The organism is Bacillus sp. 2205SS5-2, assembly GCF_037024155.1.
GTDB lineage: Bacteria > Bacillota > Bacilli > Bacillales > Bacillaceae_K > Bacillus_CI.
This window is the reverse complement of sequence record NZ_JAYKTS010000008.1, coordinates 106,990-124,433: the sequence shown is the minus strand read 5'-3', so window position 1 is coordinate 124,433 and position 17,444 is coordinate 106,990. Positions and strand designations below refer to the sequence as shown.

At 38.5% G+C, this 17,444-nt stretch carries 14 protein-coding genes and 1 pseudogene; 14 read left to right on the top strand and 1 reads right to left on the bottom strand.

What is annotated here, in order from left to right:
* Positions 1–6 precede the first annotated feature (6 nt).
* The 10 genes from accC to U8D43_RS07890 all read left to right on the top strand — a co-directional run bounded on the left by accC (position 7) and on the right by U8D43_RS07890 (position 10,663).
* Positions 7–1,356: an acetyl-CoA carboxylase biotin carboxylase subunit gene (accC, locus tag U8D43_RS07935; protein WP_335870646.1), complete on the top strand. Its 1,350-nt coding sequence runs from the start codon at positions 7–9 to the stop codon at positions 1,354–1,356.
* A 27-nt stretch (positions 1,357–1,383) separates the two neighbouring features.
* Positions 1,384–1,800, top strand: coding sequence for an Asp23/Gls24 family envelope stress response protein (locus U8D43_RS07930; protein WP_335870645.1), 417 nt, complete (start codon positions 1,384–1,386; stop codon positions 1,798–1,800).
* Positions 1,801–2,270: 470 nt separating this feature from the next.
* Positions 2,271–2,663, top strand: coding sequence for a transcription antitermination factor NusB (gene nusB / locus U8D43_RS07925; protein WP_335870644.1), 393 nt, complete (start codon positions 2,271–2,273; stop codon positions 2,661–2,663).
* Between the two features lie 25 nt (positions 2,664–2,688).
* Positions 2,689–3,561 (top strand): bifunctional methylenetetrahydrofolate dehydrogenase/methenyltetrahydrofolate cyclohydrolase FolD, encoded by an 873-nt coding sequence (gene folD / locus U8D43_RS07920; RefSeq protein WP_335870643.1) that lies wholly within the window; start codon positions 2,689–2,691, stop codon positions 3,559–3,561.
* Between the two features lie 560 nt (positions 3,562–4,121).
* Complete coding sequence (xseA, locus tag U8D43_RS07915) at positions 4,122–5,474, top strand: exodeoxyribonuclease VII large subunit (RefSeq protein WP_335870642.1); 1,353 nt, start codon at positions 4,122–4,124, stop codon at positions 5,472–5,474.
* Positions 5,471–5,710 carry an exodeoxyribonuclease VII small subunit gene (gene xseB / locus U8D43_RS07910; RefSeq protein WP_335870641.1) on the top strand — a complete coding sequence of 80 codons (240 nt, stop codon included), beginning with the start codon at positions 5,471–5,473 and terminating at the stop codon, positions 5,708–5,710. The genes xseA and xseB overlap by 4 nt, the downstream gene beginning before the upstream one ends.
* A 23-nt stretch (positions 5,711–5,733) precedes the next feature.
* Positions 5,734–6,594, top strand: a complete 861-nt coding sequence (locus tag U8D43_RS07905; RefSeq protein ID WP_442893580.1) for a polyprenyl synthetase family protein — start codon at positions 5,734–5,736, stop codon at positions 6,592–6,594.
* A gap of 701 nt (positions 6,595–7,295) precedes the next feature.
* Complete coding sequence (locus U8D43_RS07900) at positions 7,296–7,913, top strand: hypothetical protein (RefSeq protein ID WP_335870663.1); 618 nt, start codon at positions 7,296–7,298, stop codon at positions 7,911–7,913.
* Between the two features lie 15 nt (positions 7,914–7,928).
* Positions 7,929–9,821, top strand: coding sequence for a 1-deoxy-D-xylulose-5-phosphate synthase (dxs, locus tag U8D43_RS07895; RefSeq protein WP_335870639.1), 1,893 nt, complete (start codon positions 7,929–7,931; stop codon positions 9,819–9,821).
* A gap of 2 nt (positions 9,822–9,823) precedes the next feature.
* Positions 9,824–10,663 (top strand): TlyA family RNA methyltransferase, encoded by an 840-nt coding sequence (locus U8D43_RS07890; RefSeq protein ID WP_335870638.1) that lies wholly within the window; start codon positions 9,824–9,826, stop codon positions 10,661–10,663.
* 197 nt (positions 10,664–10,860) lie between these two features.
* Here U8D43_RS07890 and U8D43_RS07885 read toward each other — a convergent pair.
* Positions 10,861–11,974, bottom strand: a pseudogene (locus tag U8D43_RS07885) (IS4 family transposase).
* A gap of 311 nt (positions 11,975–12,285) precedes the next feature.
* Between U8D43_RS07885 and ahrC the strand changes: the two are divergent.
* The 4 genes from ahrC to spo0A all read left to right on the top strand — a co-directional run bounded on the left by ahrC (position 12,286) and on the right by spo0A (position 17,147).
* Positions 12,286–12,735 carry a transcriptional regulator AhrC/ArgR gene (gene ahrC / locus U8D43_RS07880; RefSeq protein WP_335870662.1) on the top strand — a complete coding sequence of 150 codons (450 nt, stop codon included), beginning with the start codon at positions 12,286–12,288 and terminating at the stop codon, positions 12,733–12,735.
* 18 nt (positions 12,736–12,753) lie between these two features.
* Entirely contained in the window at positions 12,754–14,448 is a 1,695-nt protein-coding gene (gene recN / locus U8D43_RS07875) for a DNA repair protein RecN (protein ID WP_335870637.1), read from the top strand.
* A gap of 127 nt (positions 14,449–14,575) precedes the next feature.
* The gene (spoIVB, locus tag U8D43_RS07870; protein ID WP_335870636.1) at positions 14,576–15,853 is read left to right on the top strand and encodes a SpoIVB peptidase; all 1,278 of its coding nucleotides are present in this window, start codon (positions 14,576–14,578) and stop codon (positions 15,851–15,853) included.
* Positions 15,854–16,364: 511 nt separating this feature from the next.
* Complete coding sequence (gene spo0A, locus U8D43_RS07865) at positions 16,365–17,147, top strand: sporulation transcription factor Spo0A (RefSeq protein WP_335870635.1); 783 nt, start codon at positions 16,365–16,367, stop codon at positions 17,145–17,147.
* Positions 17,148–17,444: the final 297 nt, after the last annotated feature.

Here is a 17,444-nt window from a genome sequence, read left to right as displayed (position 1 = left end):
ATCTAGATGATAAAAAAATTGCTCATTGCCAATCGAGGAGAAATTGCCGTTAGGATCATCCGGGCTTGCCGTGAATTGGGCATTGAAAGTGTGGCTGTTTATTCAGAAGGCGATCGAGAAGGATTGCATGTTCAGTTAGCTGATGAAGCCTATTGTATTGGACCAAAAGCATCAAAAGATAGTTATTTAAGTTTCACTAACATTATTTCCGTTGCTAAATTGACTGATTGTGATGCTATTCACCCAGGATATGGATTTCTTGCGGAAAATGCGGACTTTGCAGATTTATGTAGAGAATGCAATATTACGTTTGTAGGTCCAACTCCTGAAGCGATAAATAAAATGGGTACAAAAGACGTTGCTCGAGAAACAATGGAAATAGCGGGTGTGCCAATTGTACCTGGCTCAAAGGGTATCTTAAAAGATGTCGATGAGGGAGTCGGATTAGCAAATAAAATGGGGTATCCTGTCATCATTAAAGCAACAGCTGGTGGTGGTGGAAAAGGGATACGAGTGGCAAAAAATGAAGAAGAATTAAGAAAGGGAATCAACATTACCCAACAAGAAGCCATGACAGCGTTTGGAAACCCAGGTGTTTACCTTGAAAAATATATCGAGGACTTCAGACATGTGGAAATTCAAATATTAGGAGATGAAAAAGGACATATTATTCATCTCGGTGAAAGAGACTGTTCCATTCAACGGCGTTTGCAAAAACTTCTTGAAGAAACACCTTCTCCTGTGGTCGATGGAGAGATGCGAAAAGCAATGGGAGAAGCAGCGGTAAAAGCAGCCAAAGCAGTTGATTATACGGGGGCAGGCACAGTAGAATTTATTTATGATTACCATGAAAGAAAATTTTACTTCATGGAAATGAATACTCGTATCCAAGTGGAACATCCAGTTACTGAAATGGTAACAGGTGTCGACTTAATTAAGGAACAGATTTTAATTGCATCAGGAAAGCCCCTTCGCTTTACTCAAGAGGAGGTTTGCTTTACTGGATGGGCAATAGAGTGTAGAATTAATGCTGAAAACCCTGAGAAGAACTTTATGCCTTCTCCAGGTAAGATTGAAATGTATCTACCGCCAGGTGGTTTCGGGGTGCGAGTGGATTCCGCTGCGTATCCAGGGTATAGTATTCCTCCCTACTATGATTCCATGATTGCAAAAGTCATTGCTTATGGATCCACGAGGGAAGAAGCCATCGCTAGAATGAAGAGAGCTTTGAGTGAGTTTGTTATTGAAGGAATTAACACCACCATTCCTTTTCATTTGAAACTGTTAGAACATGATGTGTTTGTGGACGGAAATTTCAATACGAAATTTCTAGAAAAATATGAGGTAATGAAATAAAAACCTTTTACAGGAGGAGAATTTTATATGGCTGAAAATCAAGTTCAAACATTATTGCAAATGAATCATGATAAGGACGGTCTTGGTAAAATTGAGATTGCGCCAGAAGTCATTGAAGTCATTGCTGGAATCGCTGCGTCAGAGGTAGAAGGTGTGGCTCAAATGAGAGGGAATTTTGCTTCAGGAGTCGTGGAACGCCTAGGTAAGAAAAACCATGGTAAAGGAGTGAAAGTAGAGTTAGAAGAAGATGGTATCGCTATTGATGTGTATTGCGTAATGGGATTTGGTGTTTCCATTCCAACGGTAGCTCATCAAGTACAAGACAACATTCGTCAGGCATTACTTAATATGACAGCTCTTGATACTAAAGAAGTGAATATTCATGTAGTAGGCGTTTCGTTTGAAACTTCGAAAAATGAAATGGATTTTGATGAAGTAGAGTAAAACCAAAGGTATTATACCTTTGGTTTTTTTGCTGTCTTGAGAACATTGAACTGGAAGGAAGCGACGAGCAATATAGCATTTTAGAAAATGTGTATTCTAGCGGTGAATGTTTTCGCCAAGGTTGCTGCTTGTCGAACCAAGCCATACATCTGGATGTAGATAGACTTTGAAACATCATTTTATATCGCTGCGAATGTAACATCAGCAATAGAGGATGTTCCCATTCAATATTTGATTGAATGGGAACAAATTATTGAAAAAGGGACTTATAAATAAGTGTCAATAGCATTATTCGTTTGAATGATTTTGGAAGAGAGCCATCCAAGTTAGGAAAAAAGATAGAGTATTTATTTTTAGATAGATAATTCACATGATTCTGAAATTTAATTTTTTCTTCAGATGTCGTGCTTCCCGGCATTCTATGTGCTATTATCTTTTTATATAATCGTGAATTTAAAGGAGTATTATACATGAAAAGACGTACGGCGAGAGAAAAGGCGTTACAAGCCCTTTTTCAAATGGATATGAGTGAGTTAGAGGCAGATGTGGCATTAGCCAATATTACAGAGGATGAAGAAGGCGACACCTATCTGACTCAGTTGGTTTTAGGGACTGCAGAACACCTCCCAGCAATTGATAAAAGAATTTCGTCGCATTTAGAGCGTTGGACTTTTGACCGTTTAGCAAAAGTCGATCGAAATATTTTGCGTTTGGCAGTCTATGAGATGCAATTCGTCTTGGATACGCCACATAAGGTTATTATCAATGAAGCGATTGAAGTGTCGAAGACGTTTGGTGATGAAAAATCAAGCAAGTTCATTAATGGTGTTCTTTCAAAAGTTCATGATGAATTAAACAAGTAAACTATATAATTGGGGGATGAGGAGTATGGCAACTTTACTAAATGGCAAAGAGATCTCACAAAAGATTCGCGAGTCAATTCACGAAGAGGTTAAAACCTTGAATTCTCAAGGCGTTACCCCCAGTTTAGCAGTGATTCTCATCGGGAATAATCAGGCTTCAAAGACATATGTATCGATGAAACAGAAGGCATGTGAAAAGTTAGGTATGAACTCTGTCCTAATCGAGTATCCCGAATCATTGCCACAAGCTGAGTTATTAGCGAAAATTCAACAATTAAATGATGATTCGTCCATTCACGGAATTCTCGTTCAACTCCCCTTGCCCAATCACATCTCAGAAAAATTAGTCATTGAAGCAATTCTCCCAGAAAAAGATGTAGACGGATTTCATCCTTTGAATGTAGGGAGAATGATGAATGGTAAAACGTCCTTCCTACCCTGCACCCCTTTTGGAATTATGAAAATGCTCGAATCAGAAAACATTGACGTTGAAGGCAAACATGTCGTAATCGTGGGACGGAGTAACATTGTCGGAAAACCTGCAGGACAATTATTTCTTCAACAAAATGCAACAGTTACATATTGTCACTCAAAAACAAAAGACTTGGTCCAACACACACAAATGGCCGATATCGTTGTGAGCGCTGTCGGAACTCCGAACCTTATTACAAAAAAACATGTAAAAAAGGGTGCCATTGTCATTGATGTTGGTATGAATCGTAACGAGAAGGGAAAGCTTTGTGGTGATGTTGATTTTACAGCAGTCAAAGAAGTGGCTTCTTACATTACACCAGTTCCTGGCGGAGTGGGTCCGATGACTATAACTATGCTCTTATTTAACACACTACTGGCCGCTCAAAACACTCAACATCCCATTGTCCCTGCAGAACAAAGCTAAGGATTCATTGGAAATCAAGGCTACCTTCCGTTATATTTAGGAAAGGTAGCCTTTTCCATTCAAGTTAAAAAGCTAACTGTTCAAACAGGGCAGTGCGTTATTAGAGTCTGTTCTTGTTGAGAACCAACAACAAAACGAGGGATTTCATCAGAAATTAGATTAAATAGCAAGATTGCATACAAAAAAAGCCTTTCGTAAAGATCATGGCTTTTTGAAAAGGAATGAATTCTTTTATTTATAGGCTCTTTTCCCATACTTTGTAGTTGTAGCATACAAAAAAAGAAGGAAATACACGTTTCTTTTTCCTTATTTCGGGTTAAAAATGATGCGGAAAAATGCCCAAAGTCATTCTTCATCACGATAGGGGAGGGCTAATTCGAAAAGCCACAAACTTTGCGAAAACAGACTACTCATATGACTTCTTGGTCGTTTCTTAAAGAAACATTTTTCATTTTTGACAAAAAGTAAAAACTACTCCCAAGAAAATTAGTGACTGTTTTTTCTTTGGGTTAGGAGTAACAAATTTTACGAAAAGAGTTTATCAGAAAGGATTGAACAGCATGACAGATAACCGGTATTTATCGGTTCAATCTTTAACGAAATACATAAAACGAAAATTTGATGCCGATCCCCACCTGACCGATGTTTACGTTAGGGGAGAACTGTCAAATTTCAAAGAGCATTCCAGTGGTCATATGTATTTTACACTAAAAGATGAAAAAGCAAGACTTCTTGCCGTTATGTTCTCAGCACATAATCGACAGTTGAAATTCAAACCGGAAAGCGGTATGAAAGTACTACTTCAAGGAGAAGTATCTGTTTATGAGTCAGGAGGGCAGTATCAAATTTACGTCAAAAAAATGCGCCCAGATGGCATCGGAGAACTATTTTTAGCTTACGAGCAACTAAAAAAGTCACTTGAACAAGAAGGATTATTTGAACCATCAAGAAAAAAAGCACTACCACGTTTTCCTGAAGTGATTGGTGTAATTACCTCTCCAACTGGAGCCGCAGTAAGAGATATTATTACCACGATTGAACGGAGATATCCGGTTGCAAAAGTATTGATCATTCCTGCAACTGTCCAAGGAGATCAAGCGGCCCCTTCAATTGTGAGGGGAATTGAAAGAGCGAATGCTTTGGATAAAATTGATGTGCTAATCGTCGGTCGTGGTGGTGGTTCGATCGAAGAATTATGGGCCTTTAATGAGGAAATAGTAGCAAGAGCAATAGCGGAATCACAGATTCCAATCATTTCAGCAGTCGGGCATGAAACGGATTTTACAATTGTTGATTTCATTTCTGATATGAGAGCCCCTACACCAACCGGAGCCGCAGAAATAGCGGTTCCTCATATAAAAGAACTGGAAGAGCGCATCAACCAAAGTAGGCGTCGATTATCTCGATCCCTTAACGAGAAGGTAAAAGAAAGTAAAGTTCGGCTAAAAAATATAGAGCAGTCTTATGTTTTTCGAAATCCTAATAGTTTGTATGCACAAAAAATTGAAAAACTGGATCGTCTAAATGAGAAACTTAAAGGCGAATACCTTCTTAAAGTAAAAAACTTGAAGGACAACTTAATATATATCCAAAAAAGACTGGAAAGACAGCATCCGAATACTCAGCTTCAAAGTAAGAGTTTAAATTTTGAGCGAATATCTAATAGACTACATCACAGCATGAAAGTGCAGTGGAGAAGCCATACCAAAGATTTTGAAAAATTGGTAGGTACACTTGATGCACTTAGTCCATTGAAAATATTAGAACGAGGATATAGTGTTGTTTATTCAGAAGAAGAGCAAATCGTCAAAAGTAAACAACAGGTGACCATTGGAGAAAGTGTCACGTTAGAACTTTCGGACGGCACATTAAAATGTGAAGTAAAAGAAGTAAAGGAGAAGAAGAGATCATGACAGATATGAAACGTATAAGTTTTGAAGAGGCTATGGAACAACTTGAAAAAATCGTTCAACGTTTAGAAGAAGGAGATGTCCCACTAGAAGAGGCAATCACCATTTATAAAGAAGGAATGGAACTCTCTAAACAATGCCACGACAAGCTAAGAACAGTTGAAGAAGAATTAGCGACAGTCCTGACAGAAGACGGGAAAGAGGAAGTGTTTTCTCTTGCTAAGGAGGAAGGGCAGTGAGTCTTTCTACATTGGAGCAATTTATGAAACAACAGAAAGACCTTATCCATGAGGAATTATTTCATGAGGTGAACAAATTAGATGCTCCAGATGAGTTGAAAAATTCAATGCTTTATTCGTTACAAGCTGGTGGAAAAAGAATTCGCCCCTTGCTCATGATAGCGACATTTGAGGCCTTTCAAACAGATTCAAAGAAAGCTATTAAGGCTGCGTGTTCAATTGAAATGATTCATACCTATTCATTGATTCACGATGACCTTCCAAGCATGGATAATGATGATTTACGAAGAGGGAAGCCGACGAACCATAAAGTATTTGGTGAAGCGCTGGCAATTCTTGCGGGGGATGGGTTGCTAACCCAGAGCTTTCAGCTTCTTGCGGAAATGTCAGAGGTAGGAGACGCTGAAAAAATTCGTTTGATTCATTACTTGGCAAAGTCAGCTGGTCCTCAAGGAATGGTCGGTGGGCAAGTAGCTGACATGGAAGGGGAAAATAAGTCCCTTACGCTTGAAGAGCTCATGTATATTCATCAAAATAAAACTGGCCGGCTTTTGGCATTTAGTGTCGTAAGTGCAGCAATTATTTCGGGAGCAACTGACGAAATAATCGAGATTTTTGAGCAATTTGCTTTTCATCTTGGTCTTGCGTTTCAAATTCAAGACGATATATTAGATCTTGAGGGAACAGTAGATAAAATTGGTAAGCCCGTTGGGAGTGACCACCACAATAAAAAAAGTACCTATCCTGGGTTATTGGGAATGACGGGAGCGAAAGAAAAATTAGCTCACCATACACTAACAGCAAAAGATTTATTAAGACAAACTGAATTAAAAGCTGATCTGCTTATGAACATTGTAGACCTCATCGCAGAAAGAGACCATTAAGTTCCTTATTGAGAGATTGTGTTGATATATGGTATACTACTAATATTCTTTCGGATGGTGCAGTATCCTAGTCGGTCCTTCATTCCTGAAGGTGGGCCTAAAAATCCACAAAAGGGCACATCGATGAAGTTCCTGGTTTCGGCTTGAGGAGCCCAGCCTTGGGTCGAAGCTGGGAGTAAGGTGTAAGGGCGATCCGCAATGGCATGTGGGCGATGACCCTTACACCGCGGAGGCTTTTGTTGTTTCTTTGCTAAAGGGCAAATTGGAAACACAATTGTATAGACCTGTGATGTGCGATCGAAATTAACGGTCTGCACTAGCAGCGTAGCCTGCCTTGAGTGAAGTTAGAGGGGATTATGGTAACAGAGTACACATTAGTTGGCCATTGGTATGTGCTTTTTCGTCCATATGAAATCGGCTTTGCAAAAGAGGCTAAGAAATGGTTAAAGACTGTTGAGGAAAACTCCTAGGCTGTTCCTTAAAGGACATATAAAGGGGATTATAGTACGGACTAAGTGGTAATCCAGTCTAGTCGCTGGTGACACGACTAAGATGGATTTAAAGGGAAACCGCTAGTATGGCGACATCTAGTATCTGTCTGGGAAAACCTACTGGACCTAAGCCGTAATTTTTATCCTTTATATGACCATCCAATTATTTTTTTGTTATTATACATAGAATAGAAGCGGTGAATGATAAATATGAAAGAATTGATGAAAAACTCAATAAAATGGAGCATTACCATTGCCGTTATCACACTTGTGTTAGCGGCTCTTTTTTCAATTTCTTCTAGTGTCGTATTGAATGAAGTTACCTGGTTTATAGGGTTATTCGTTGTGTTGATTATTGTCTTTATAGGGATTTTCTTTGATATGATAGGTATCGCAGCAACTGCAGCTGACGAAACACCATTTCATTCAATGGCATCCAAAAAAGTGTACGGTGCGAAACATTCCATTCGAATTGTTCGAAATGCTGATCGGTTTGCTAGCTTTTGCAATGATGTAATTGGAGATATATCAGGAATTATTAGTGGAACGGCATCTGCAATCGTCATTGTTCAATTAACAATTTCCTATGACATTGACGGTGCCTCTCGTGCAGAATACATAATTAGTGTGGCTCTTACGAGTATTATTGCTGCATTGACAGTTGGAGGAAAGGCATTTGGAAAGACGGTTGCTATAAAATTTTCACGAGAAATTATCTTTCAAGTAGGAAAAGTACTCCAATTCCTTGAGGAAAATTTTCATATCGTTATAATGAAAGATAAAAAGAAGAAAAATCGCGGAAAAACCCGAAAAAATACTTCGTCATGAAAGTGAGTGGTCCATATGGATCTAACGTCTATAAAAGACCCTTCCTTTTTAAAAGGAATGTCAATTGAACAATTAGAGTCATTAAGTCAAGAAATCAGAGATTTTTTAATTGAAAAACTGTCTGAAACTGGTGGTCATATCGGCCCTAATCTTGGCGTGGTAGAACTAACTCTTGCTCTTCATCAGCATTTTAATAGCCCTCAAGACAAAATATTATGGGACGTTGGTCATCAATCCTACGTACATAAAATATTGACGGGTCGAGCTGGTCAGTTTGACACATTACGTCAATATCAAGGATTATGTGGGTTTCCAAAAATGATTGAAAGTGAACATGATGTTTGGGAAACCGGTCATAGTTCTACTTCCCTTTCAGGGGCCATGGGTATGGCTGTAGCACGTGATATTAAGAAAACAAATTCCTTTGTCATTCCCGTTATAGGGGATGGAGCCTTGACGGGCGGAATGGCACTCGAAGCTTTAAATCATATTGGTCACGAACAAAAAGATATGATCGTCGTGTTAAATGATAATGAAATGTCAATCGCCCCAAATGTCGGCGCGCTTCATAACGTTCTAGGTCGTCTTCGTACCGCTGGTAAATACCACTGGGCAAAAGATGAATTAGAGTATTTGCTTAAAAAAGTTCCTGCAGTGGGCGGGAAATTAGCTCAAACAGCTGAAAAAATTAAAGATAGTCTTAAATATTTATTGGTTTCAGGTGTATTTTTTGAAGAGTTAGGATTTACGTATTTAGGACCTGTAGATGGACATGATTTTCACCAATTACAAGAAAATATTCAATATGCAAAGAAAACAAAAGGACCCGTCTTGCTTCACGTTATTACCAAGAAAGGGAAAGGGTTCCATCCAGCAGAATCGGATAAGACTGGTACATGGCATGGTACTGGGGCTTACAAGATAGACTCGGGTGATTTAATTAAACCAGTAACTTCCGCACCGAGCTGGAGTGGCCTCGTCTCAAGTACAGTGCAAAAATTAGCTCGTAAGGATAACCGTATTGTTGCGATTACTCCTGCGATGCCAGTCGGATCAAAATTAACGGATTTTGCTAAAGAATTCCCTGAAAGAATGTATGATGTCGGCATTGCAGAACAGCATGCAGCAACAATGGCAGCCGGACTTGCTACCCAAAATATGAAACCATTTTTAGCTATCTATTCAACTTTTTTACAACGAGCGTATGATCAAGTGGTTCACGACATTTGTCGCCAAAATCTAAATGTATTTATTGGAATCGATCGAGCTGGATTAGTTGGTGCTGATGGAGAAACACATCAAGGTGTATTTGATATTGCCTTTTTACGCCATTTACCGAATATGGTCATTATGATGCCTAAAGATGAAAATGAGGGTCAGCATCTAGTGAATACAGCTCTTGCCTATAACAGCGGTCCGATTGCCATGCGTTTTCCACGTGGAAATGGCTATGGTGTAAAGATGGATGAGGAGTTAAAGGAAATTCCAATTGGCTCTTGGGAAATTTTAAGAGAAGGCTCTGATACGGCTATATTAACCTTTGGAACAACTATTTCGATGGCCCTGCAAGCAGCAGAAGAACTTGAGAAGAAAGGAATATCTGTGAAAGTAGTCAACACACGGTTCATTAAGCCGTTAGACGCCGAGATATTAGCCTCTATTTTCAATGATGAAATGCCAATTTTAACCATTGAAGAAGCGGTCCTTCAAGGTGGTTTTGGGACTGCTATTCTTGAGTATGCTCAAGAACAAGGTTATCATAAAAGTAAAATTGCTCGTATGGGAATCCCCGATCGATTCATTGAGCATGGTAGTGTGAAAGAACTTCTTCAAGAGATAGGTTTAACGAAAGAGAGCGTAATAGATAAAGTTGTATCTATTTCACCAAATAAACAAAAAAGGGCGTAGGCATGAAAGTTAAAAAACAACGAGTAGATGTGCTTCTAGTTGAAAGAGGCTTGATGGAAACAAGAGAAAAAGCCAAGCGGGCCGTAATGGCTGGATTAGTATATAGCAAAGAAGAAAGACTTGATAAGCCAGGCGAAAAGGTAAAGGAAGATATTGACCTGACGATTAAAGGCAATGTGATGCCTTATGTGAGTCGTGGGGGTTACAAGCTTGAAAAAGCTCTTGAGGTGTTTGATGTAAACGTTGAAAACAAGATTCTTTTAGACATTGGTTCTTCAACAGGAGGCTTCACCGATTGCGCACTTCAAAACGGCGCAACAAGATCCTATGCACTCGATGTTGGGTATAACCAGCTTGCGTGGAAACTAAGACAAGATGAACGAGTTATCGTAATGGAAAGAACAAATTTTCGTTACGTGAAACCAGAGGATTTAGAATCGGGAGTCCCGCAAATCGCCTCAATCGATGTTTCGTTTATTTCATTAACCTTAATATTACCGGTATTAAAAACACTTCTTTCTTCTAGTGGAGATGTCATTGCACTTATCAAACCCCAATTTGAAGCAGGTAAAGATCAAGTCGGTAAAAAAGGAATCGTCAGAGAACCGAAAATTCACAATGAAGTGATCGAAAAAATCATCCGTTTTTCACTAAAGGAAGGGTATGATGTAGTAGGTCTATCCTACTCTCCAATTAAAGGTGGAGAAGGCAATATTGAGTTTTTAGTACATTTATTTTGGACAGGCGACAAAGAAACGGGTGACCTTCGCCTTACAAAAACGATAGACGCAGTCGTAGAGGAAGCTCACGCGGAATTAAAAATCAGAAAAGAAGAGGAGTAACTTCCTCTTCTTTTTTACGGCTCTATTCTTATACTTAGTTGTTCTTCTATCACAAGTGTTGCGTAAATACTTACAGAAAATTCAATCTATTTATTCTTGTAGATTAGAGCCAAAAAAGAAAACACTCCAATAAAGGTGGCTTCATCCATTTGGATTTTATTCACAATTCGACTTTAGTGACAACGACAGTTCTTTTGTTAGGGTACAGCTTTTCCTTCAGTTTTTCGAATCCAGATGCGTGCGGGCTTCCAAATTGCAGCTTTTAATAACCGGTTAATTTGGAGAGTTTTGCGCTTACTTTTCGTTTCAAGCTGCGCGAGCATATGCAAACAATACACAATAAGTGCGATGAATACTTGATTATGAATCGCCCATTCACTTTGACCGTAGAATTTTTTGATGTTCAAATGTTGTTTGATCCATTTGAAAAATAGCTCAATCGCCCATCGTGATTTGTACATGTCAGAGATTTCTTCGGCACTTAAGTCAATACGGTTGGTAATTAGGTGTAGTTCATTTCCTTTTGAATCGATCACTTTTAGTAAGTGAAAAATATTTTCAGCGCGATTTTGCGCTGTGCCAATCAAAACCATTTGATCCGATCGTACATCAGAATGGTCTGGTAGTCTAAAATCTTCAAGTACACGAATCACTGCGTTATTACGTAATCGTGAGAGGAAGAAATAGCCGCCATCAGTCATCGGGTCAAACGTTCGTAATCCAAGTGTAGCCACGGTCAAAAACGTACATACATTCTTTATCGTCTACCATGACTTCTAGCTGGCTGCGGTCATGTTCTTTCGCAGGGTAATGACAGCTTTTTCAGGGTAATATACTCCTTTTTCCATGAACGCAAGGCGTAAAAGAAGCTTAACACTCGCCTTGGTCATACGGAATTCCTCCCATCTGTGACTCGTTAAATTGAGAGGCATTGTACTTGAATCAATGATTTTTAAAAGCATCGAGATTTTTGAATCATTCGTTTTCATTTGAATTTGAACGACTAAATCTAGAAATAGCCGTTGAAAAATATCTGGATTGATCTTGTTGAGCCGTCGTGACAACTGAGAAACACTGATTGAATCGTGGCTTGTTCCCATTTGAAGATAGTCATCAAAAAGACAATCACTCAGTGCATGTAGACTTTCTGTTTCATGTAGCTGCGAAAAAGAAGGAGTTTAAAAATGATTCCGTCGTAAGTTTCTTCGTATAGCGATCTAATTTCATCGTTTTCACGTTTTCTTCAAATAACTAAAGATTTATCGGTGAAAACCATTGCCCAAACGATGTTTTTTGTGTAATCTTGTCCATGCGATTTGTCCTTTTTAGTGGATTTGGGCGGGTTACCACCTGACTAATCCATTATAAAGGACTTTTTCTTTTCACAAAATAATTTCATTGAACATATTGAGTATTATTAATAGTGAAATTAATTTAATGCAATACGAGTGGATTGTTCTATTTATCTCATGGCAACATGCTCTATTATTAGATGAATATTACTCATTTAATGGAGAGAAATCTACTTAATGAATAGTTGTTGTACAAATGTTTACAATTACGCTAATATGAGAATAGAAGTATAAATATACATAAGAATATTGGTAGGGGTGTACTAGATGGTGAATAAAGGACAAAGACATATAAAAATCCGAGAAATTATCGCCAATCATGATATTGAAACACAAGATGATCTTGTAGACTTTTTGAAAAATGCTGATTTTAATGTGACGCAAGCGACGGTTTCGCGGGATATTAAAGAGTTGCATTTAGTGAAAGTACCATTAATGGATGGTCGCTATAAATACAGCCTTCCTGCGGATCAAAGATTCAATCCGTTGCAAAAGTTAAAAAGAACTTTGATTGATGCATTTGTTCGAATTGATCAAGCGGGGCATTTACTAGTGATGAAAACGTTACCTGGAAATGCTAATGCCATTGGAGCCTTAATTGATAATTTAGATTGGGAAGAGATTTTAGGTACGATATGCGGGGATGATACCTGCTTAATCATTTGTCGCTCGGAAGATGAAACGGCGCTTATTTCGCAACGCTTTTTAGATATGTTGTAAGATAGAGGTGAGAGCAAATTGTTACAAGAATTAGCTATTCGGAATTTTGCCATTATAGAGCAATTATCATTATCTTTTGACGAAGGTTTAACGGTTCTATCGGGTGAAACGGGTGCGGGAAAATCAATTATTATCGATGCTATTCACTTACTCGTAGGAGGACGCGGTTCGTCTGAGTTTGTTCGTCATGGCGAGAAAAAGGCTGAAATTGAAGGTTTATTCATATTAGAAAGAAGCGGTCACCCTTGCTATGAAAAAGTCCAACAATTTGGAATTGACATAAGCGATGACATGGTGGTTCTTCGTCGTGAAATTTCCGTTTCTGGCAAAAGTGTATGTCGTGTAAATGGGAAACTTGTGACCATCGCCACTCTTAGAGAAATAGGATCAACCCTTGTCGATATTCATGGTCAACATGAACATCAAGAATTAATGGATGAACGATTTCACTTAGCCTTGTTAGATCAGTTTGGTGGACAAGCCATTGAAAAGGCACTAGAGAGTTATCGAGAAATCTTTCGTCAGTATGAAACTACGGTCAAACAAATTCAAAAACTGAATGAAAATGAACAACAAATGGCTCATCGTTTAGATTTAATCCAATTTCAGTTAAAAGAGATTCAAAAAGCAGAACTACAGATGAACGAAGATGAAGATCTTGCTGAAGAAAAGCAAAAACTCGGGAATTTCGAACGACTTTTTGCTGCTCTGAAAAGCTGCTATGATAGCATGCAAGGGGAAGGAAAAGGTCTTGATTGGGTGGGTCTTTCGATGAGTCATCTCGAAACGGCCGCTGAAATTGATTCCCAATTCGAAAAAATTGTGGAAGGTGTGTCGAATTCTTTTTATATTTTAGAAGATGCTGCACGTTCTGTGAGTAACCAGCTAAATCAATTAGAATATGATCCAGACCGTTTGAATTTCATTGAAACAAGATTAAACGAAATCAATGCTTTGAAGCGAAAGTATGGGACATCAATTGAAGAAATATTAGAATATTCAGCTGGTATCGAAGAGGAAATTGAGAGCATAACGAATCGAGAAAGTCGGATTGTAGAATTAAATGATTACTTAGTTTCACTCAAAAAAGATTTGAAATTAGAGGGAGACAATGTCACCAGTATCCGCAAAAAAAGAGCAAAAATTTTAACCCAAAGTATTTTAGAACAGTTAAAAGAACTCTATATGGATAAAACGACATTTGAAGTACGGTTTCTTACAAACAAAGGGATTGAGGTATTTAAAAACGATGGAATGGATACTGTGGAGTTTTATCTTTCCACAAATCCAGGAGAACCATTAAAGCCGCTATCAAAAGTTGCATCAGGAGGAGAATTGTCCCGGATTATGCTTGCGCTTAAAACAATTTTTTCAAAACATCAAGGCATTACATCCATTATTTTTGATGAAGTGGATACAGGTGTAAGTGGAAGAGTTGCTCAAGCGATTGCTGAAAAAATTCATCAAGTATCTGTATATTCCCAAGTAATGTGTATATCTCACTTGCCTCAAGTTGCAGCTATGGCAGATTCTCATTTACATATTTCAAAAAATACAGCCAAAGGACGGACCAATACGACCGTCACAAAACTTGAAGAAGATCAAAAAGTTGCAGAAATTGGACGAATGATCTCAGGAGTTGAAATTACTGATCTGACAAGGGAACATGCAAAGGAATTACTTCAAATTGCAACCAACGTTAAAAATACCTGAAAAAGCTATCCAAATTAGGATAGCTTTTTTCTTTTTATACCGCTTATATTTGGAGCCATTGAGGGCTAAATTATAACTGTAGCCAATTCAAAGTGTGTGTGGAATAGAAGCGAGGAGAGTGAAGGAATTGAAATGGGAATCTCTAAGAAAATGGCTTGGTGGAATTCTCCTTGTTTCGCTATGCTTAATCGGAATGAATCAATCTTTTTCAGAGTATATAAACATTCCGAATGATATCGTCCTACAAGAGGGAGATGAAATGAAGGTCTCCAAACTCTTTAATATAAAAGCGGTTACCGCATCGTCGAATCTTCGAGTAGAAGAAGAAGAAAGCACCCTGTCAATTGCGGGGGAACATGTAGGCAATGAAGAAGTAGTGTTAGAATTAGCGGGATTTCCAATAAAAAAAGTGAATGTTGAAGTGATTAAAGATTTTAGAGTGATTCCAGGAGGGCAGTCCATTGGTGTAAAGCTTAATAGTGTGGGCGTGCTTGTCGTAGGTCACCATCTCATTGACAATGAGGGGAAAAAACTATCCCCTGGAGAGGCAGCTGGAATACAGGTTGGGGATCTGATTACTGAAATTGAAGGGGTAAAGATCGAAAAACTGTCGGATGTGGCCTCTGCAGTCAAATTGGCTGCTGAAAAAGATGATCCTTTAAACGTGGTCCTTCAGCGGGACACTGAAAAAGTTGATGCAAAGCTGACCCCTATTAAAGGAGAAGATGGTACCTATAAATTGGGGCTTTATATACGTGACTCCGCAGCTGGGATAGGGACTATGACCTTTTATGATCCGGTATCTAAGAAATACGGAGCGTTGGGACATGTGATATCAGATATGGATACCAGAAAGGCGATAGTTGTGGAAGATGGTCAAATTGTTCGTTCAACGGTTACTTCGATAGAAAAAGGAACAAACGGAGAACCTGGGGAGAAACTAGCTCGATTTTCATCTGACCGAGAAGTGATTGGGGACATTCATACAAATAGTCCGTTTGGAATTTTCGGAAAATTAAACCAGGATATCAATAATGGCCTCTTAACGAAGCCAATGCCAATTTCGCTTTCTCATCAAGTCAAAGAAGGTCCTGCACAAATATTGACAGTTGTAGATGGCGATCAAGTAGAACTTTACGATATTGAAATCGTCAGTTCTATCCCTCAAAAATTTCCTGCTACTAAGGGGATGGTAATAAAAATTACCGATTCGAAATTGTTAGAAAAGACAGGTGGTATTGTTCAGGGAATGAGCGGAAGTCCTATTATCCAAAATGGAAAAGTGGTTGGTGCCGTCACTCATGTGTTTGTTAACGATCCAACAAGTGGATACGGAGTTCATATAGAGTGGATGCTAAATGAAGCTGGAATTGATATATACAAAAAACAAAAACAAGCTAGTTAAAACAAGCGGAAACTTCGCTTGTTTTTTCTTGCGCTAGCGAATGTTTTATTTCGATTCAATAGCCTCTTACTTTGAGAGGAGGTAGTTTGGGGACGGACAATGGTCAACTACATATATTTATACTTTCTCTGTGAAGCGAGATTTGCAGGACAGCCACTTCCGCATTTCGTGATCTAGCTGCAGTGGCTAGGGACTCGGGCATTTGTCAGTCCACTGCGTGAATCAGGATTCACTACGTGTTCTGCCAGATGCCTGCCGCCGCAGGACAGCCACTTCCGCTTTTCTTGATCCAAAGTTTTTTGTGGTATAATAAAATAAAGATTTTTCGACAATACTAACGATAAATATCGAATGAAGTCGAAAACTAAAGGAAATCGAAGTATTCATTAGAAAACATAAACTTTTTGAGATAATTTTAAAAAATAAAAAGGAAATAATGTTGCTTTGTCGAAATTGTACTTTACAATAAGATATAGAGAGACAAGAAAATGGACACTGGGAGGAACTAGCAATGAAAAATGTGAAAGTTGCAATAGTGGATGATAACCGTGAGCTTGTATCATTATTAGACGAATACATTTCTGCACAAGACGACATGGAAGCGGTTGGGGTAGCCTTCAATGGTCAAGAGTGTCTCGATTTGCTTGAAGATATAGAACCAGATGTCCTTTTATTAGATATTATTATGCCTCATTTGGACGGACTAGCTGTTCTAGAACGTTTGAGAGAAAAGCAAAAAGCAAGTATTCCAAATGTCATTATGTTAACTGCTTTTGGTCAAGAGGATGTAACTAAGAAAGCAGTAGATTTAGGTGCATCTTATTTTATTCTGAAGCCATTTGATATGGAAAACTTAGTCGGTCATATTCGTCAAGTAAGTGGAAAGGTCAATCCTTTAGTGAAAAAAACGTCTAGTACTTCTCGTTCGGAACCAAAAACTAGAAATTTAGATGCAAGTATTACAAGTATTATTCACGAGATTGGGGTACCAGCTCATATTAAGGGATACCTTTATTTACGCGAAGCGATTTCTATGGTATACAATGATATCGAACTTTTAGGGTCGATTACGAAGGTTTTATATCCTGATATTGCTAAAAAATACAATACGACTGCTTCACGAGTAGAAAGAGCGATACGCCACGCAATTGAAGTTGCATGGAGTCGAGGGAATATTGAATCCATATCTTCTCTATTTGGATACACGGTAAGCATGACCAAAGCCAAACCGACGAATTCAGAATTTATTGCGATGGTCGCAGACAAACTACGACTGGAGCATCGTGCTTCTTGAGAGAGTGAGTAACAATAAACAACCGAAGGCCTTCCACATCGTTTGATGAGGAGGGCCTCTTTTGTCGAAAAAAAAATATAACGCGTTTTAATCGATGTTAAAACCTACTTAACAAACTTAAAGTCTTAATGCATTCCTCATTTGGCTGTCGTCTGAGTTTAAGTCAATGTGTTCATAAGATTTATTCTGGGATGACCGATTAAAGTGCTTTGAATGCATTTTTGAAAGGGGAGCGAATGGGTAATTGCAAATAAGAATGGATAGCAAAAGTGGAGAAATTCATTTTTGAAATATTAT